This is a genomic window from Agrobacterium sp. CCNWLW155 (assembly GCF_036888815.1).
In the GTDB taxonomy this organism is placed as follows: Bacteria; Pseudomonadota; Alphaproteobacteria; order Rhizobiales; family Rhizobiaceae; genus Agrobacterium; species Agrobacterium radiobacter.
In genome coordinates, this window is the sequence record NZ_JBAKFW010000013.1 from 45520 (window position 1) to 62062 (window position 16543).

Sequence of the window (16543 nt, forward strand, 5' to 3'; positions counted from 1 at the left end):
GTTCACAGGACTCGACCAGGACAGGTTGCGGTGCCCGAGCATCAGGAGAACAGAACAACAGCATGGCAAAAATAGAACACCTTTCGAGCCTGCATATTGCCGGTGAGCGTAGCCTCGAACGGATCGTTGCCGCCGCCAAAGCCGAACCTGGTCTCTGGCTGATGGTTAAGGAACGCGAAATGGAGCTGAGAACGATCCGCGCCGAGCTCGAGCGTCTCGGTTCTGACGAGAGCGAGATCGATCATCTGTTTCCGAAAAGGCTGAAGCCAACACTGTCGCACCTAGCGGACGAACTCGTGGTGCGCATGTTCGGACGCTGCCCTCCAGACATGCTGGCGCCGGTTCAGGATGCCCTGCTTGATGCCGCGAAGCGCGAGCTGGATGCGTCACCGTGTTGACAAATTCTTCTGGACCCACGGGGCGCGTCCCTTCAGGAATGTCGAACCTGCTCGATCACCCAATCTTGCAGGCGCTTGGCTGTGGCCTGCGCATTCGCCTCCGCGAGATCCTCGGGAAAGAGGCTGAAAATCGGCCCGAGACGCTTCATGCGGGGAACGGTTTTGTCCTTGGCTTGGCGATATTCTTCGGTTTCCATGCCGAAGGCCTCGACGATCAATGTTGCCGGCCTATGATCCTTGTAGGCTGCTTCCAGGACAAAATCCGGCCGGCAGGCCCCAAGCGGTGTCTCTGACGCAAAGAGGGGTTTTGTAATCGTGACGCGGAGATCAGGAATACCTTCGAAAAGGGATCCCTGAAGCCAGAACAGGAGGTGAGAGACATCTCTCTCGAAACCGGATTCCACCGGAAACAGCGTGTCACCATTGTAGACCGGCTGTGCATAGGCCTGGACAGCTCGCACTGGCCCCTCGTCATCGTCGCCGAAGTCCACGTTCAGGAGGCTGAGGAACGGGCCTCGACGTGCCGGGTCGCCGCGCAGCGGTTGTCGCACTTTTCCGAGCACATCGATTGGTCGCGAGGACGATGCCGGCATGATCGCCTGAGCGGACACAGCTTTGGCAAACAGCAGCATGAAGCCCGTCCGACGAAGCGTACCGGGCCAATCCGGACGTGAGGTTTCGAGCAGTCGTTGCCAGCGGCTGTCGGGCTCCCAGTAATCGGCCGCCCACGTCGAGAGCAGCGCGTTGAGAGACCATGTTCTCAAGACCCGAAGGCCCCTGGCGGCGGCGCGCAGTCTCGAGAGCTGATTTCGAAGTGCCAGATCGGAATCATCCTGCAATGGTGGGATTACGTTCATCCCGGCGTCGTCGAGCAGCCGCCACAGGATGCCACCGAGCCTGGACGGTCTGTCGTTTCGCTCAGTCGACCGGTTGATGTCACGGTCAGCGACGTCGGCAAGACGGTCGGGAATCGCGGGCAATGCATCGATGTAGCTTCGATCGGATTTTCGAACCGGTCGAATGTAGTAACTGCGATCAATGAGCGCCGGCCTGGCGTCCTTATCGACGTGGAACGGGCAAGTGCTTGTATGATTTGGCCGCTCCATTTGTCGGAGAGGGTCCTCGTCCTTGGAGGACAATCGTCGCAACGTGTAGGTATGCTCCTGCCGTATCGGGGCAAGTAGTGGTTGGAACCGACCTGTGAGGCAATCGCATTCGATCCAGCCGTTCATTACCTTGGCTTGCCGGATAACAGCGAGGGCGATTGCCTTCACTGCGTTGGAAGCAGCGTCGCCATACCAGGCGCGAAGTGCCGCGGTCTCTTCCTCGGTAAGCTCTGCCAGACTATGGGCGGGGCCGTTTCTGACAACTATACGCATGAAATTTGCGAACCAGCAGGGTACAGGCCTTCCTCCGGTCCTACGGACCGGGCAGCAACGCTTGCGTGGGCGGATCGTGCCGGTGTAGGAAGCGTAACGAGCTTGTAAACTGCCCAATTTGGACTATGGACAACAATCGGTTTACGCTTGGGCGGTGTGGTTAGCAGTCGATATCGGGTGACGGATGAGCAAAAGAGTTTCGAAGATAGTTCCGATGCGCCGTCGTGGTGCGCCTTGCCATTACCTTGTCGGCATGTCTGTCTGTCGCCGCATAAGCCCGATTGGGGCTGGGGATGGCGGTCAATGCCCCGTCTGAAACGCCAGCCCCCGGTGGAGGCCGTGGACATTTCGACACTTGAAACCTTGTCGTTCCAGGAGAGGCTTGCCATCGGTCTCGAACGGTTGAAGGCCGAGCGCAAGTTGACGAACCGGGAGTTGGCCGAGCAGCTTGGCGTGCATGAGGCGTATATCTCGCAGGTGACGCGCGCGATGCGTGACGTCAAGCTATCGACGCTCGACAAGATGCAGCGTGAGTGGAATGTCGTTATCGAGGATTTGCTCAGGATCACCGAAGCCGACCTCCATCGGATAGCGGTCTGGAAAGCCCGCCGCAAGAAGCAGAAATCCGCCGCGACAGACTCGTGATGTCAAGGTCGCCATAGCGATTATAAGCGAGCGCTAGTGGTTCAGGTTGAACCAGAACCTTTCTTTCACCCCGTCGTCGTTTGGAATATCGAAATAGTAGGGATCCGCGCGGCGCGGGCGCGGAGTGGCGATCTGTTGGATGCAGCTTTCGCCATCTCGGCCGAAATGCCGATTGATCGTCAAACCTGTTGACCTGGTATTGCCATCGAGCTGGCCCGATGCCCGGCAGACATTGACCGTTTCGATGCATTGGTCAGGTTCTCCCCGCCAATGGTTGTCGCCGCCTCGCGACGTGTAACCCGCCGTGGTGCCAGGAGGGCAATCTTCGTAGGTTTCACGGCCAGGCTTTCCCGCCTTCGCCTCATGGCAGATGGGCCAGGAGAAGCCGGGTCTGGACATGGCGGCGATGAGTTTGCGCATTGGTGGAACGCAATAGGGGACACCATGCCAGTTTGGGTTTTTCGATGCGGCGCACAGCAGAACCTGGCATCCCCATTCAGCGTCTTCTGCCTTTGCTGGCACCGCCGACAGCGCGCCTATCAGACTTGCGGTCAAGAACATGATCGCTTTCACGGTCCGTCTCCTTTTGTGACTACTGGATTTGCGCCCATGTGCCGTCGATTTTGGCAAACGACAGGACGCCCGGTTGCGTTGTTCCCGCAAACGAGCCACCGGTCGTGGTGATGATGCCGGTACAGGCGACACCGGGCCCAGCCTGGCGGGGTTTGCATTCAGAAATCCGGATCGTACGACCTGATTTGGCGATCGCGGCACTCGCCTCCTGGTTATTGGGAACATCAACCGTCAGCCTCTGCTCCGCCTCCTCTTTCAGGCGTGTGATTTCCTGTCTTAGTTCCACTGTCTGACCAATCCACACCATTTCATTGATCGCATAGCCGCCACCGGTTCCCACGAGGAGGCCGATTGCAGCAGCGACAGCGGCGTCATTGCGAGAGCTACGCACGGGCGACCTCAATATCCTTCGATACCGAGGCGCTTCAGGATCGCGATCGGGTTGGTTTCGCACTCTGATTTCAAGTCACGATGCTCGGCGCAGGCATAGGCGTATTGGCTAAGGTCGGCCGAGGACAAGTCTGCAAGCCTGTTGCCAACCGCCTTCCACTGCTGCACTTCCGCTGGGTCGCAGCCAGCACCACCCGCACCGCAAAAGTCCGGATCGCGCCGTTCGATTTGTGTTTGTGTGGCGCCGTCCTGCGCTCCGGCGGCGACCGTAGAAACCGCGAGCAAGATTGCGAAAATAGCCGAAGTTTCGAAAGGGCTTTTCATTTAGCCTCCGTGGAGCCAGGGCGGCGATAAGTCCGGCGAGGACCAGATGCCAAAGCCGAGCCCTCTCGCTTTTCTCTCCAAATCGAAATAGGCGAGGACCTGGGGCTCGTCGGGATAGTTGAAGGCGTAGCCGATCCCCTCTGCAATCGCCGTCGCCGCCAGGTTTGTCTCGCCCACAAAACAATGGGCGATCAGGTTCTTGTTGCTGTCGCGACCGATCGGCGCGCAATTAACGTTCTGGCCGAGCGTCCGAAGGATCATCCAGGCGCGCGAGACCTGCCCGACCGGCCATGTCACACCTTCAGTCGTTGCGCTCTGCATCAGCCTGGGGGCTTCATATCCAGCAAGACGGACGAACTGACGGGTCTTGATGAATTCGAATGTCGTGCCATCGACGACCTGAACCCTGCCGTATATCTGACGCGGAACGTCGCTGGGGAAAACCTGCCCCAGCGATCCTGTGGGGGCGAGGGCGAGCAACTTCATCGAGATGGCAGTAACCTTCATCGCGAAACCCCGGCTTGTTGCATCAGCACGGTGACGGGGTGCGGCATGTCGGGATAGGCCCAAAGCCCTGCACGGGCAGTGCGCGCGCTTTCCTCAGCGACCCTGTAGCCAGGAACAATGAGCTGGCCGGTGCTATCGACTGCGGCAAATCCCCATCCTTGCGCGATAAGATAGGTCGCAAAATCATAACGGTGTTCGCCTGCCGTCGTCTGACATGCGACGATCACATTGTTCTGGTCGATCATCTGAATGTTGGTGCAGACGGGCTTTGCGTCTTTGACCAGGGCCTGCATCATGATCACGTTCAGTTCTCCACAGTCGCGCGAAGTCCCTTGAGATACGGTAACGCCGGTCCCGCGCAGACATGCCTGTAGACCAAAGAGCCGATACCGCCGGCCGCCAGAGACCCAGCTATCGCCGGTCTCAAACCGCGCGTGTGTCGGGAAGGGTACGAATGCGGAAGATGGCGCAAGCTCCGCGTCTTTCGTGACAGGAGAGCCAGCCTGCGATGCCTGAACGGGAAAGGCTGGTGCCCAAGGAAGTTGCATCTGCGGGAATTCGTTACCAGCTAGCATCGGCAGAATGACAATTCCTGCGTAGAAGCCGGAAGCTGTGATCGTGGATATAAGCATCAAGGTCCCGATCCGCATCAGTGCATTGTCGGATTGGCGCGGTAGCGCTCACCGTAGGGATGGAAGAAATGGGCGCTGGCCCAGATGCCGGCTTTATTCGCCCGTGCGACGGTTTCCATTTGCGCATATTCCGGAAAGGCCGGGCGGCCAGCACTGTCACGGAAGGCGAAGGCCACTCCCTTGCTGATCAGCACTTCAGAAAGCGATCGCGCGGTTTCTCTATCCATGAAAAAGCATTCCGCATATCGTACCGTCGGACGGCCGGGGCTCCGCCCAAGCTCATGGCAGGGGAGCGCGTTTCCAGCAACTTCCTGTATCTCTGCGATGGTCGCAGTCATCGCGGCGAGCGAGATCATGGCACAGGTCGAGATAATTCCCGCATAATCGAGCGGCTCGGTTGAAAGGCAGCCCTGAACTCCTGCGAGTTTGATAATAGTTCCATCCGCTGCGAGAAACGCATTGCCGCTCAGCGCAGCTTTGGGGGTGACACTCTGGAGATCGAGCCGTGTCGCAATCGAGGACGTATCGAGTGGTATCGGCAGTGCGGGGACCAGGTCACGCCCCTGTACGTAGGCCTGCTGGTAGTAGCTGACGAACTCTTCAGCCGTGTCGGCCCTCACCGACGCGGGCAGCGAGACCAGAGCACCCAAAAGGCTGCAAATGAAGTGGCGAGAAGATCGCCATGCGCCATTCTTCATGTTCGCATCCGTCACCTGTTGACTTTTTTGAACATGCACGAAATTGTACTGTAGTGCAAGTATGGAAAAGCTGCAAAGATTGAGTTATGGTTGTTCAGGTACTCATTTTGCATGTGGGGACAAGAGGATGGCGATGTATCAAAGGGCGCTCATAGCCTTCACACTTCCGTTCCGTGCTGTGTGGTTGATGTTCCAGATTGCGTGCTTTTTGCTGGTGTCAGCCGCATGCATTTTGGTCGCAGCCTTCGTCGGTTACTGGATTGTGTTGACGTTCTCATATGCTTTTCTGCCGCTAGAAACGACGGACAATCTTTGGCAATGGGCAACCGATCTCTATGCCCGATCCCCATGGTTCAAGGCCGCGACAATTACCTCCTTCCTGCTGCTCGTCCTGCCAGTCCTTCGCTTCTGGCCGGGGAGGGATACAATGTCCGAGGCTGCACGTGAGCGCGAACTGATGCGGCTCAATGAGGGGCTAATCGCAGCCCGACAGCAGGAGGAAGCACGGGCAAAGCTTCGTGGCCAGTAAAAGAATGCGCTTCCCTCATGTCATATGGGGAGCGAAGACAATTTGCTGAACCCGATGGGTTTCGATCTTCCGATCGCGAACGCGCGACCGGGCTCGATTGATCGCGACTCCGGCTTTGGCGCAAAAGAGTGAGAAATTTTATGACAGTCAAACCTCTGTCTCTCGCCATTTCGACCTTCAAAGGTGGGGCCGGAAAGTCCACCCTGAACGTCAATCTCGCTGCGGAATTTGCGCAGCAAGGGCACAGAACTCTGCTGATCGATTGCGACGAGCAGGAATCGTCGACGCGCTGGTACAATGTCTCCATGAAGCGAGGACTGTTGCCGACCGACGGGACATTGTTGCACCTGCGCGTGGCGCCCGGTGACAGGTTTTGTGAGCGGCTCGACAAGGCTCCCGAAGCGGACATCCGGATTTACGATGTCGGCGGTTATGTGCATCAGCGCGTGATCGAGGTCTACCACGAGTGCGATGCAATCCTCATTCCCGTCATTCCCGAGCCGACAGCTGCCACATCAGCCATCAAAGTGGCTACGATTTTGACGGAGATCGGGCGGAAGCGGGACAGTGGGCCGATCCCATACGCGGCAATCTGGAACTACGTAGACATGATTGCCCTCAAACACAATCGATCCCTTCCGGAGGTTCACGCCATCCTGACGAGCGGCCGGATTCCGATGGTCGAGACAGTCGTCCGCAAGAGCAATCATTTCAGCGATGTCGGGGCCGGTTATGGCTCCCTCTACTCCAAGCTTGCGGGCATTGCAGACAATCCGTCGTTGACGCCGTCGGCCAAGCGGCGGGCGTCAGAAAGCGTGCTCGATGCAATCGATCTGGTGAAGAGGATCAACAACGAGTTCATCGGACTACTGCAGGCGGAGGCCGCCTAAACGATGTCGAGGGAAAGAACGCCCGCCAGAAACATTCTCGCCCTTGCCCGATCCCGTGAAGAACAGGCCAGGGATGTGGAGGAGACTGCGACCTCGTATATGCCAACGACCATCGACCTCGACACACTCATGCCACCCGGTGAAGCGCAAGGCCAGGAGACCGCACCTTCTGAGACCGATGCGCCCAAAGCCCCCGCGCCAGCCAGGCACGAACGTAAGCAGCGATCGGAGGCGCCGTCGCCCAGCAAAGCGGCTGACGTTTCCGGGAAACGGAAACGGATATCGCTTTATCTCGATGACGACGTGTTGACGAAGATTTTCCGGGTTTCGTTGGAGCGACATGAGCAACTGTCCTCGGCGACGCACAGGCTCATTCTGGAGGCTCTGAAGGCGAGGGGGCTGTAGATCACATGCGACAGCCACCCGTTATGTTCCGTCTGCCTGATCACATCCTGAGGAACGTCGACGCTCTTGCCGAAAGGCTCGACACATCCACCAACATCATCGCCAAGCTGATCGTCACCAGGGAGATCATGCATGTTCCGGCGATGCTCGAAGAGCAAGATCGGCAAATGGCGAATATGCATCAGTTTCTCCGCGAACTTGCCTTTCGCAACGAGGCTGTTCTCGCACAAGAGGTCGGGCACGCCGAGGGTACCAAGTTGATCGCACAGAAGCTGGACGAGGTCTTGGGGGCCATTGACGCCATCCGCGACGCCGCCTGTGTCCGGCCGTCATCTTACATTGTCGAACTTATCAGGAAACACGATGAACGAGGTCTCCAGAAATCGCTCAAAGTCTAGACCGGAAGGCCGGCGACTGCCGAGCTACCTTGATTTGATCGAAGACGATCCGCGCCGACGCGGTGGTGGTGGCAGCGGAAATAGACCGTCAGTCGGCCCAGGCAGGCGGCCCTCGGTCAAGAATGCTGGCGTTGCCTCGGCGATCAGCCGGGCCGCGGGCAACAATGCGGTGGTGGTAAAGGTCCTCTCCTATGGCGCCGGGGCTGGTTCCGCCCGAAACGTGCTTGCCTACCAGAGCAAGGAAGAAAAGGCGCTCGATCAGGACGGCCGCGAAGTCTCGGATCTGAACGAAGCGGTGCGTTCATGGGAGAGGGATTTCGGCAACCGGAAGGGCAGCAGCGACGTGCTGCGTCTGACCTACGAGCTTGAAAATGCCGGTCGGGAAGAAATAGCCCGCGCTCTTGGCTCCCTCGCTGATGACGGTTTCCACCAGCCTGGTGATACTGGCCGGACCTACGCCTTCAGTGTGAGCGACGGGGTGAACGGGCAGACAAGATTGCATTTCGCGCTGGTGATCGCCCACGAAAAGAAGGACAGGTCTGATCGAAGCACCAGCAATCGCATCCCGGGCGAGCTAAATGAAGCCCATGCAATCGACGCACGCCTGGATCAAGCTTTACGGAACGAGGGGATCACACCGATCTCGCGATACCCGGCCGAGTTTTCGTCAGGCCCGAAAGGGCTGACTGCGACGCTGCACGCCATGCAACGCAGGGGTGCGGAGGTAACGCTTTCGACGAGGACCCATGTCGAGGAGCGTCCTGGCAAGAGCGGGCGTTATCTGCGCGGCTCCGAGCGGCGCGAAACAACCACTGCGGATCACAAACAGCTGGCGGCGGAAGGGAAAGTCGTCAGTACCCTTATGCAGACCCGCCAGCCTCGGGATTTCATGCACCTGTTGCTGTCAGGACCGGCAAATGTCGATCGCGATCAACTCATTCATGCCGGGCGTGATTTCTTAAGGGAGCAATTTGCCGGCCACCGCTATGCCTATGCCGTCCACAATCGCAACGATCTTGGCAAGCATCCACACCTGCATGTGATCGTCGCGCTGCGTAACTCCGGTGGCAAGATGCTCAATCCGAACATTCGCGACTTTACCGAATGGCGGCTTCGTTTCGCGGACAAAGCGCGTGAAAGGGGCATCCCGATTGATCGTCAGAAACGCATCGAGCGGGCTGGCCCACCGCCCGTCAAACGCTGGGAATGGGAGATGTTTCGGCGGATGGGAGCCGCGGCCCCGAGTAACGTCGTCGACAAAGTCCTGGCGAAGGTTCGTGATACGCCAACAGCCCCCAGGTTGCAGGATGCGCAAAAGCGGCTCGATCAGAGCCGGCACTCGGTCGCACTTGTCCTCAAGATGTTGGACGGGATAGCCAAGGACCGGTCTGCCCCGAGCACTGCGCGCGACCTTAGCCAGGACCTGTCGATTGGGCTCCAACGTGAATACCGGCGGCTTGAGGCAGCCGTGCAGGCCGGCCGTGATCCAACCAGAGAGAAAGGAGAAGAGCACATGCTGCGATCGACACCGATTAACGCTGCCCAGGCGAAGGCTGCGAAAGAAACGCTCGCAAACACTGCGATCAAACTTGCTGCGAAGATTGCCAACCCATCCGATCGGCTTATCTTCGAACAGGCGACGAAGATCATTGGGAAGGTCGTCGGGCTCCAGCTTGACTCACGTGTGGCCAAAAACCGCGATCGTGGTGATGCGGGTCAAGAGAAAACCAGCCTGAACGGTTTGTCAACGAAGTCGGCGGCTGGTCGTGATCACGTTGCGGAGCAAAGCATTTTCAACAAAAGCTCAAACGACCGTTCAATCGATCAGTCGCGTATTGCCAGGTCCAATGCCGAGCGCGACAGGCCGGAAGCCGATAGCGCGGATCGTGAGCGCCAGAAGGCCCAACAACGTAGTCGCGAGTCGCAAAAGTCGATAAAGCTTCGCCCGCCTCAGGAAAAGGATCGCGACCGCAGCCGCTGAGGCGACAATCCCTGTTCAATTCTGCGTTTAGGCTGACCGGCGACGGCTCAGCCCCAAAATCCGTTGAATCCCGGCGTGAAGCCGTTGAATGTCCACAGTGTCAGGCGGAGAAAGATACTGCTGTTCCATTTCTATCAAGGGCGGAATGGTTCGATCCGCTGGCAGACCAGAATATCGGACAGCCGAAATATCTGCATCGTTTGCCGCCAGCAGACCAGCCGCAGTGCTGTAGACAAATATGGCTTCGTGCCTGTCGACACCATACCATTCGACGGCTTCTAAGATCATCCCGGCGATCAATCCGGCGCCATTCCTAATTCGTCGCTCCTCTTCTGCCTGGACCACAGTTCCCCTTTCTTGCGCAAAAATGCCCCATGCCGTCCAGAAATCCGGCATAGCCTTCCGGATCCGAAGCAGCTCGTCGAGTCGCCCTGTCAGGGCCGCGAATTCTGATCTGCCGTGAGAGCCGACGTCCATTCCTCTTGCGTCCGAAATAAACCCAAAGCGAACGTCGCTCTCTCGCAACTGCTTCAGCATTTGGACGAACTCGTTGCTGATGTCGCCCAGCATGAAATCGCTGGGCGGACTAGTTCGTCTCAACAGGGTGCCATCTCTCTCGAAAATGACGAGGCCCGTAGAGCCGATTTTTCGGAATGTATTGCCATTGTATTTCATTGGCTGACGATCAAAGCTGGAAGCCAGCCTTGCCTTGTTGAAACCTCGATACCCTGTGTGGCTCCTCCAGTCCTGGTTGGTTGCCGCAGTCTCTGGTTCAAGCGGCCGTGAGTACCGGCAATTCGCCCTCCCGTCTGGAAAATGAACGGCCTGCATACAAAGGTCCGGCGACTTTCAATTTCAGCCGCATTTGCGCGCGGACGCGCTGCGAGACCTCGAAGACTCCGCAGCAAACTGGAAACCTTCCGTAGCCATCGGCTCGACCGAGCTCATCGAACTCTGCCCCGGCGCGTTTGTACAGCCTCCGCATGTGCGGTTCATAGTTCGAGATCAGAGTATCGATGCCGTTGTCGACGGCAACTTCGCACAGTGCAAGGAGAAGCAGGCAGAAGGCGCGATCTGGGCGCATGTCGGGGAAGTCGCGCGCTACGGTCTCCTCGTCGATACACATGCGCGTTCCCTCCCATATGCCGGGCGCGACAAGATCACAGGCATTGGGGAATGTTTCGCGGAAGACGTCGTAGAGAAGCGTTGGGCCTGTCGTCGGCATAAGCCGAACCGACCCGTAGAGTTTCCTCCGGTCGTCATCGCACCAGATGAGATAGGCAGGGTGAAGATCGTCAAAGCGATCCCGTTCATGAGGGCCGGCCACACACACATCCCAGCCGAGACGGTCAGCAAAAACCTTTTTCCTCAGCCGGAACGATTGATCGAGCAGGTCGATATGCTTGTGATATTCGTGAGCCTGAACAAGAAGATACATGTTTGCCTCCATCGTTTGACGGAAGCACCATGAAGATCACAAGATATACGATAAATTCCCCAGGATGGTACCCCTAGCTGGGGGTATTGCCAAACGGATTGATCAGCCGTAGCTGCATTGCCCGCGCAATCGTAAAGGTGATCGAGCCACCTCCGAGCTTGTGTCGAGCCGACTTGATGTAGGCTCTTGTCGTATGCTCGGAAAGCTTCAGGATGACTGCAATGTCGATGCTGTCTTTGCCCAGGGCCGTCCAGTGCAGGCATTCGATTTCACGAGTGGATAACTGTGGTATTGGGTCGTGCTCGCCGTGAAGTTCGAAGACGGCCTTGTGATGAATAAGAAAGGCCAATTCTTTCCATTCGCTCCGGAATTGTTCGACGGTCGCGTCCCATTCGTCAGCCGTCTTGTGCGAATTCAGGGAGAAGAGTGCACGGCGCTTTTTGTCGACGATCGGGATGGAGTAACCGTGGGCGCCAACACCATTTTCCCTAGCGTCATACAGAAAGTCACGGGCCGCCAATGAAACCTCGACCTCGCGCCAATCGAAGGGCAGTTGCCGGAGGAGACCTTCGCGCAGAATGGGATCGACTTTCGCGTATCCTCGTAGGAGGTAACGAGCAACCCATGCGTCGCGGTATGTCGTGCGCACATACGGAGTATCGACTACGTCCGCTAGCGTCAGCGCCAGATGGTAAGTTGAGAAGTCGATGCCGTATACTGCTTCCAGAAAGCGGAGTGCATCGTAAACACTCGGAGCGTTCTGGACCGCATGAAGAAGATCTTGAAATTCGTCTCGTACTCGTAAAAGCTCCATTGAAAAACTCCACTATGCGTGTGTTGGGACCAAGCTGACAGTGCGGCCAAGGGGCAGTGCAAGCTGATACTAGCATGTTATGGTATAACATATCGCATAATCCCTTTTATGGAACTTTGACTGGTCCGCCTATAGAACCTCAAGCGGGTGGATAGAAGTGATAAGCAGGCTCGGCACCCTTCAAGAAATCCGGCCGCGACGCGGCCGGATTCCAAGTAAGAGGACTGTCCGGTGTTCGCACCCTATGTCTCCCACGTCATGAAAGCCGCAACGGCAGCGTAATATAGTTGCGAATGCGATCGTCATGCATAACCGTTGGCGTGCCGGCAAGCTCGATGTGCTTGTATCGGTCAGCGATGGTGGACAGAACCGTCTCGACTTCCGCCCGGCTGATGACCTGACCGGCGCAGCTATGCGTGCCAATGCCGAACGTCAAGTTCTGGCTATCTTCAGGCGGCCGGGTATGGTCGAATGCATCAGGATTCGGGAAAACCTCCGGATCTCGGTTGACCGCAGCAGTCATAAAGCGAATTCGGGACCCAGTCGGTATTTTCACGCCGCGAATTTCGATGTCTTCCCTGTTGTAGCGCGTGAAGGAAAGTTCCGGCGGGTAGAGACGGAAGAATTCGTTGATGATGGCGTGACGAGCCTCCGGCTGAGTGCGATAGAGTGCAAAGACCTCCGGATTGCGCGCAAAATGCTCAAGGCAGGACGCCAGAACGTAAGCCGGGTTCGGGGCTCCCGAGAAATAGAAGAGCACAAGCGTTTCAAGTACTTCGTTCTCAGTCAGTTCGCCCTTCTCGTGAGCCGCGATGAGGGCGTCCAGCAGTCCGTCGCCAGGATTTTTGCGCTTATCCGCAATCATTGCCCGGCACTGGCCGAAGAGATACTCGAACCCCTTGATCGATTCGCTCTCCTGCTCTGCCGTCGAGACCGGGCTCTGCGCCATAACGATCCTGAGGACGTTCTCGATGGTTTGCTCAACATTGTCTTCCGGCACCCCCAAGACGCGACACATCGTGGCGTGTGTCGGCATGACACAGAGATTATGATGCGCTTCCACAAGCCCATCAGCTCCAATACCGTCGAGCGCCTGGTTCGTTACCTCTGCCGTATTCTTGACCCATTCCTTTACGAGCTTCGGCGTAAACCATTTGTTGCTGTGCCGCCGCATGGCGGTATGTTTGGGCGGATTGTAGAACAGAACCGTATTCAAGAAGACATGCCAGGAATGTGGCGGAACCCAGTCCGGCTCCGTCATGCTCATCGCCGGATGCCGCACGAACTCGAGGTAGTCGTCATACCGCGTGACCACGTATTCCCTATTGTCGATTCTATAGACCGGGAAATCTTTGCGGAGTTTGGCATACCACGGATAAGGATTGGCTCTGAAGCCTGCGTCTCCCCAGGGAAGATATTTGTCTTGCGGTGCAGAAATGTTGAGCATTGCTTTTGTCCTCTGGAGAAAAATCACGCGATGGAGAAAGTTTCTTTCGTCCAGCTTATCGCAGTGTCCGTTAGCGGCTTTCCGCTGGCGGCATCGTGCTTCCCAGTTTTTCCCAACTGGGATGCCCCAAGGTCAGAAACCGTAGCGACGAGCGTATCGATGGCGTTGTTGTAGGTTTTGTAGGTTGCATCTCCCAAACCAAAAGCAGCGAAAGAAAGACCGCTGAGATCCGGCCGGGTCTCATTGAGGGAGCCGTAGAAGGAGATGGCTGTGTCTGGCATCTCGCCGTCGCCATATGTCGACGTGACAAGCACCACGCGCTGCATCTGAGAAAGTTCATCGACCGTAAATTCGTCCATCGAAGAAACCTTCCCTCCGATGCCGGCCACTTCCAACGTAGCAGCGATATCATCTGCCGCCATTTCCGCGTTTCCGCTCTCCGTTCCATAAAGGATCATCACATTTTGCATAAGCGCCTCATTATTTGACTGCTGTCGTCTTCGTCTAACTAACGGCCGTTCGGTTTAACGGAGGCAATTCTTATGCCATCTGCCGGGAATCGGTCACTGAGCCATAGCGACGCGCGGAAGGATAGCTGCGGCGCTATCCTAAGATCGCAGTGAGCAGCAAGGCATTTCCGTATGACTGCGGTTGAGAAAAGGCGCGACCAGCAGAAAGCAGGTGCGTCCAAATTCTACTCGAAGGCAAGCCAAGCAAACGGTTGTTCTGGTTACCGGCGTGGAATGGAGGAAGCGACTGAGAAAAAATAGGCATTGCATGGTAAGATTGCGAGAAAATGGGCAAAACATGTGCAGCCAATAGGCCTGTCCGACATTTTAACAATCGTCCTCGAGAACTTTCGACTTCCTTACCGCTGGAACAACGTCGCCCGTAGACCTTCCGCATTAGGTTAGCAGAACGGCCCGTCCTTCGCGCCTAACCAAGCAGCGTGGCGAATGCGGCCGGTTCCATAGGAACTCTCACCACTTTCGGCTCGCGCACATGCCCACTACCTGCCGGAGAAGTGGACGAGATTTGCTGTTCCTCAGCCTCACGGTTGTTCGTTCGTTCGGCAACCGTGCTGAATGATAAGGAATCTGAAGTGTCTACGGCAAATGATATGGTGGTGTGGCGAGGCATCTGCCCCCGGCGCCAATCAAGGCGGTCATCCCGCCACGAGCGGCGATTGTCCTTTGTGACGGCACCACCGATGAGGCGGCCTGCGTCGGTGGCGTCGAGCAACAGCCAGATGCAGCAGGGCGCGCACTTGCCTGTGCTTTCGATCTGCTAAATATATACTCGGTCTGGAACGCAAAGCGTGCGACCCGCGGCGCTGAACTTGTTCGCGTCTCCATCGGATTGCACTTCGGTGAGGTGATCGTTGGCAACGTCGGCACGAGCGAACGAAGGGAATTCACCGTCATCGGTGACGTCGTCAACGTGGCAAGTCGTCTCGAACGGGCGACGCGGGAGTTACGAGGAAGTCTTTTGGTCTCTGATGCGTGTCTTCAGGCAGCCGGTAGCATCCCGCCGGGTTGCAGCTTTACCTCTGCGACCACCATTGACTTAGAGGGTAGAGATGGCTCAATCTATGCACACATTGTTTGATTGGTATCCATCCCAGCAGCGCCGTGGCTGACGCGGCATAGCGAGCGTTGTTCCCGGAATGAACCGCTCCGGTTCAGGCAGCATGGAACGGCCTGGATTCGAACGGCTTGTGGCACAGGTTTGCTCCGGCAACGTAGGAGCGGTCTATTGTCTCGAGGCTTCGGCTGGCGCGCAACGGCAGGGACTGGCATCATCTGATCGACCTTTGCGCGCTTGCGGGTACGCTGGTCATCGATCCGGATGGCGCCTATGATCCGCGGCTCGTCAACGATCGTCTGCTGATTGGATTGAAAGGTACGATGTCGGAGTATGAGCTTAGCTTGATGCGTCAGCGCGGCATCGCCGCACGTGATTCCAAGGCAGGACGCGGAGAACTGCGGTTCATGCTGCCGCCAGGCTTGTGCTGGAGCGAAGTGGGCAAGATCGAGATTGATCCGGACGAACATGTGGTTGAGACGATCAGGCTCGTTTTTGCCAAATTCCGGGGACTGGGAAGTGGACGACAGGTCTTTTTGTGGCTGCGGTCGGCCGATATCAAGATGCCGGTCGTTCTGCGCAATGTCGATGTCCGCAAGCTCGTCTGGAAGGCCCCGGCCACCACAGCGTCTGCAGATCCTCCACAATCCACTCTATGCAGGCGCCTATGCCTTCGGAAGACGTGCGCAGCGAACGCGGTTCGTCGATGGCCGCGCTCGCAAGGCTACCGGAGTGCGCAAGCCGAGGGATGAATGGCGTGTGCCGTTGCGCGACAATCATCAAGGTTACATCAGTTGGCGGAAGTATGAGGAGAACCATACGCTTCTGGCCGAGAACGCGCACATGAAGAAGAATTGCGATCGCAAGTCAGCGCGCGGCGGCCGTGCCCTTTTGACTGGACTGATGCGATGCGGTCGCTGTGGCCGAATGATGCGCGTCTTCTACGGCAGCGCGAAAGGCAACGCCCATCGCTGCCAGTGTCGAGGCGACGATGCTCACGTGGGTGTCGGCCTCTGCATCGGCATTGGTGGCGTCAGGGTCGATCGCGCCGTTGCGATGCAGATTTTAGAAGCGGTGTCGGACCGTGCTGTCGAAGCAGCAATATTCGCCTCGGATCAAGTCGAGCGGTCCCGAAGAGATATCGTTGCGGCAATCGAACGCGACCTTGAAGGCGCACGCTATGAGGCGCTGCTGGCCAGTCGCAGGTATGAGCTTGTGGACCCGGCCAAGCGGCATGTTGCACGCGAACTGGAGGCCCGATGGAATGATGCCCTGGAGCGAGTAGGCGTGCTTGAGCGCAAGATCAAGGATTTATCCGCGCTGTCAGCAGCATGGAAACATCAGCCGACAGCCAGCCCGGTCGCATCCGGCTAGTATCCGCTAGCTTGCCGCACGCCGATTGAACGCAGTGATTGGCAAAGGGAACGAAATATGGAAGAGCGCTGTGTTGGCCGCGAAAACATACTCGCTATAATGAGCCTCGTACGCTGGATGGTCGACATTAGACAAAA

General features: G+C 57.4%; 22 protein-coding genes. 10 read left to right on the plus strand and 12 right to left on the minus strand.

Features of this window, described 5'->3' with window-relative positions; genetic code table 11:
- Positions 1–62 precede the first annotated feature (62 nt).
- Positions 63–398, plus strand: coding sequence for a hypothetical protein (locus V6S97_RS24985; protein WP_334427881.1), 336 nt, complete (start codon positions 63–65; stop codon positions 396–398).
- Positions 399–430: 32 nt separating this feature from the next.
- Here V6S97_RS24985 and V6S97_RS24990 read toward each other — a convergent pair whose 3' ends face one another.
- Positions 431–1777, minus strand: a complete 1347-nt coding sequence (locus V6S97_RS24990) for a hypothetical protein (protein ID WP_334427882.1) — start codon at positions 1775–1777, stop codon at positions 431–433.
- 303 nt (positions 1778–2080) lie between these two features.
- On the opposite strand from V6S97_RS24990, the gene V6S97_RS24995 reads away from it, so the two are divergent.
- Positions 2081–2422 carry a helix-turn-helix domain-containing protein gene (locus V6S97_RS24995; protein ID WP_137006506.1) on the plus strand — a complete coding sequence of 114 codons (342 nt, stop codon included), beginning with the start codon at positions 2081–2083 and terminating at the stop codon, positions 2420–2422.
- A gap of 33 nt (positions 2423–2455) precedes the next feature.
- Here V6S97_RS24995 and V6S97_RS25000 read toward each other — a convergent pair whose 3' ends face one another.
- The 6 genes from V6S97_RS25000 to V6S97_RS25025 are packed head-to-tail and all read right to left on the minus strand — an operon-like array spanning position 2456 to position 5546.
- Positions 2456–2983, minus strand: coding sequence for a hypothetical protein (locus V6S97_RS25000; protein WP_442886108.1), 528 nt, complete (start codon positions 2981–2983; stop codon positions 2456–2458).
- 31 nt (positions 2984–3014) lie between these two features.
- Positions 3015–3386 (minus strand): hypothetical protein, encoded by a 372-nt coding sequence (locus V6S97_RS25005; protein WP_334427884.1) that lies wholly within the window; start codon positions 3384–3386, stop codon positions 3015–3017.
- A gap of 8 nt (positions 3387–3394) precedes the next feature.
- Complete coding sequence (locus V6S97_RS25010) at positions 3395–3709, minus strand: hypothetical protein (RefSeq protein WP_334427886.1); 315 nt, start codon at positions 3707–3709, stop codon at positions 3395–3397.
- Entirely contained in the window at positions 3710–4216 is a 507-nt protein-coding gene (locus V6S97_RS25015; RefSeq protein ID WP_334427887.1) for a thermonuclease family protein, read from the minus strand. It lies immediately after the preceding gene.
- Positions 4213–4848 carry a thermonuclease family protein gene (locus V6S97_RS25020; RefSeq protein WP_334427888.1) on the minus strand — a complete coding sequence of 212 codons (636 nt, stop codon included), beginning with the start codon at positions 4846–4848 and terminating at the stop codon, positions 4213–4215. Before V6S97_RS25020 ends, V6S97_RS25015 begins: the two co-directional genes overlap by 4 nt.
- A gap of 17 nt (positions 4849–4865) precedes the next feature.
- Complete coding sequence (locus V6S97_RS25025; RefSeq protein WP_334427889.1) at positions 4866–5546, minus strand: nuclease; 681 nt, start codon at positions 5544–5546, stop codon at positions 4866–4868.
- A 127-nt stretch (positions 5547–5673) separates the two neighbouring features.
- Between V6S97_RS25025 and V6S97_RS25030 the strand changes: the two genes are divergently transcribed.
- The 5 genes from V6S97_RS25030 (at position 5674) to V6S97_RS25050 (ending at position 9749) form a co-directional block, all read left to right on the plus strand.
- A complete protein-coding gene (locus V6S97_RS25030) occupies positions 5674–6075 on the plus strand; it encodes a hypothetical protein (protein WP_334427890.1) in 402 nt (133 codons plus the stop codon).
- Between the two features lie 140 nt (positions 6076–6215).
- Positions 6216–6965 (plus strand): ParA family protein, encoded by a 750-nt coding sequence (locus V6S97_RS25035; RefSeq protein WP_334427891.1) that lies wholly within the window; start codon positions 6216–6218, stop codon positions 6963–6965.
- 3 nt (positions 6966–6968) lie between these two features.
- The gene (locus tag V6S97_RS25040; RefSeq protein WP_334427892.1) at positions 6969–7370 is read left to right on the plus strand and encodes a hypothetical protein; all 402 of its coding nucleotides are present in this window, start codon (positions 6969–6971) and stop codon (positions 7368–7370) included.
- A 5-nt stretch (positions 7371–7375) separates the two neighbouring features.
- The gene (locus tag V6S97_RS25045) at positions 7376–7768 is read left to right on the plus strand and encodes a hypothetical protein (protein ID WP_137006497.1); all 393 of its coding nucleotides are present in this window, start codon (positions 7376–7378) and stop codon (positions 7766–7768) included.
- Positions 7734–9749 (plus strand): relaxase/mobilization nuclease domain-containing protein, encoded by a 2016-nt coding sequence (locus V6S97_RS25050; protein ID WP_334427893.1) that lies wholly within the window; start codon positions 7734–7736, stop codon positions 9747–9749. The genes V6S97_RS25045 and V6S97_RS25050 overlap by 35 nt, the downstream gene beginning before the upstream one ends.
- Positions 9750–9776: 27 nt before the next feature.
- Here V6S97_RS25050 and V6S97_RS25055 read toward each other — a convergent pair whose 3' ends face one another.
- The 5 genes from V6S97_RS25055 to V6S97_RS25075 all read right to left on the minus strand — a co-directional run bounded on the left by V6S97_RS25055 (position 9777) and on the right by V6S97_RS25075 (position 13918).
- Entirely contained in the window at positions 9777–10424 is a 648-nt protein-coding gene (locus V6S97_RS25055) for a hypothetical protein (RefSeq protein WP_334427895.1), read from the minus strand.
- 97 nt (positions 10425–10521) lie between these two features.
- On the minus strand, positions 10522–11187 hold the full coding sequence (locus tag V6S97_RS25060) for an acyl-homoserine-lactone synthase (protein ID WP_334427896.1): 666 nt from the start codon (positions 11185–11187) through the stop codon (positions 10522–10524).
- 73 nt (positions 11188–11260) lie between these two features.
- A complete protein-coding gene (locus tag V6S97_RS25065) occupies positions 11261–12001 on the minus strand; it encodes a helix-turn-helix transcriptional regulator (RefSeq protein ID WP_334427897.1) in 741 nt (246 codons plus the stop codon).
- 256 nt (positions 12002–12257) lie between these two features.
- Positions 12258–13448: a cytochrome P450 gene (locus V6S97_RS25070; RefSeq protein WP_334427899.1), complete on the minus strand. Its 1191-nt coding sequence runs from the start codon at positions 13446–13448 to the stop codon at positions 12258–12260.
- Between the two features lie 23 nt (positions 13449–13471).
- Positions 13472–13918 (minus strand): flavodoxin family protein, encoded by a 447-nt coding sequence (locus V6S97_RS25075; protein WP_334427900.1) that lies wholly within the window; start codon positions 13916–13918, stop codon positions 13472–13474.
- Between the two features lie 658 nt (positions 13919–14576).
- On the opposite strand from V6S97_RS25075, the gene V6S97_RS25080 reads away from it, so the two are divergent.
- The 3 genes from V6S97_RS25080 to V6S97_RS25090 all read left to right on the plus strand — a co-directional run bounded on the left by V6S97_RS25080 (position 14577) and on the right by V6S97_RS25090 (position 16406).
- Positions 14577–15056, plus strand: a complete 480-nt coding sequence (locus V6S97_RS25080) for an adenylate/guanylate cyclase domain-containing protein (protein WP_334427901.1) — start codon at positions 14577–14579, stop codon at positions 15054–15056.
- 197 nt (positions 15057–15253) lie between these two features.
- Positions 15254–15784 carry a hypothetical protein gene (locus V6S97_RS25085; RefSeq protein WP_334427928.1) on the plus strand — a complete coding sequence of 177 codons (531 nt, stop codon included), beginning with the start codon at positions 15254–15256 and terminating at the stop codon, positions 15782–15784.
- Positions 15669–16406, plus strand: a complete 738-nt coding sequence (locus V6S97_RS25090; RefSeq protein ID WP_334427929.1) for a recombinase zinc beta ribbon domain-containing protein — start codon at positions 15669–15671, stop codon at positions 16404–16406. The genes V6S97_RS25085 and V6S97_RS25090 overlap by 116 nt, the downstream gene beginning before the upstream one ends.
- The last annotated feature ends 137 nt before the right edge of the window (positions 16407–16543 follow it).

Bases quoted from the DNA above. Each gene is read 5' to 3' on its own strand.
- V6S97_RS25050 (WP_334427893.1), top strand. From the start codon at position 7,734: ATGAACGAGGTCTCCAGAAATCGCTCAAAGTCTAGACCGGAAGGCCGG.
- V6S97_RS25075 (WP_334427900.1), bottom strand. From the start codon at position 13,918: ATGCAAAATGTGATGATCCTTTATGGAACGGAGAGCGGAAACGCGGAA.
- V6S97_RS25015 (WP_334427887.1), bottom strand. From the start codon at position 4,216: ATGAAGGTTACTGCCATCTCGATGAAGTTGCTCGCCCTCGCCCCCACA.
- V6S97_RS25035 (WP_334427891.1), top strand. From the start codon at position 6,216: ATGACAGTCAAACCTCTGTCTCTCGCCATTTCGACCTTCAAAGGTGGG.
- V6S97_RS25010 (WP_334427886.1), bottom strand. From the start codon at position 3,709: ATGAAAAGCCCTTTCGAAACTTCGGCTATTTTCGCAATCTTGCTCGCG.
- V6S97_RS25045 (WP_137006497.1), top strand. From the start codon at position 7,376: ATGCGACAGCCACCCGTTATGTTCCGTCTGCCTGATCACATCCTGAGG.
- V6S97_RS25025 (WP_334427889.1), bottom strand. From the start codon at position 5,546: ATGAAGAATGGCGCATGGCGATCTTCTCGCCACTTCATTTGCAGCCTT.
- V6S97_RS25060 (WP_334427896.1), bottom strand. From the start codon at position 11,187: ATGTATCTTCTTGTTCAGGCTCACGAATATCACAAGCATATCGACCTG.
- V6S97_RS25070 (WP_334427899.1), bottom strand. From the start codon at position 13,448: ATGCTCAACATTTCTGCACCGCAAGACAAATATCTTCCCTGGGGAGAC.
- V6S97_RS24995 (WP_137006506.1), top strand. From the start codon at position 2,081: ATGCCCCGTCTGAAACGCCAGCCCCCGGTGGAGGCCGTGGACATTTCG.
- V6S97_RS25020 (WP_334427888.1), bottom strand. From the start codon at position 4,848: ATGCTTATATCCACGATCACAGCTTCCGGCTTCTACGCAGGAATTGTC.
- V6S97_RS25030 (WP_334427890.1), top strand. From the start codon at position 5,674: ATGGCGATGTATCAAAGGGCGCTCATAGCCTTCACACTTCCGTTCCGT.
- V6S97_RS25065 (WP_334427897.1), bottom strand. From the start codon at position 12,001: ATGGAGCTTTTACGAGTACGAGACGAATTTCAAGATCTTCTTCATGCG.
- V6S97_RS24990 (WP_334427882.1), bottom strand. From the start codon at position 1,777: ATGCGTATAGTTGTCAGAAACGGCCCCGCCCATAGTCTGGCAGAGCTT.
- V6S97_RS24985 (WP_334427881.1), top strand. From the start codon at position 63: ATGGCAAAAATAGAACACCTTTCGAGCCTGCATATTGCCGGTGAGCGT.
- V6S97_RS25040 (WP_334427892.1), top strand. From the start codon at position 6,969: ATGTCGAGGGAAAGAACGCCCGCCAGAAACATTCTCGCCCTTGCCCGA.
- V6S97_RS25000 (WP_442886108.1), bottom strand. From the start codon at position 2,983: ATGTTCTTGACCGCAAGTCTGATAGGCGCGCTGTCGGCGGTGCCAGCA.
- V6S97_RS25055 (WP_334427895.1), bottom strand. From the start codon at position 10,424: ATGAAATACAATGGCAATACATTCCGAAAAATCGGCTCTACGGGCCTC.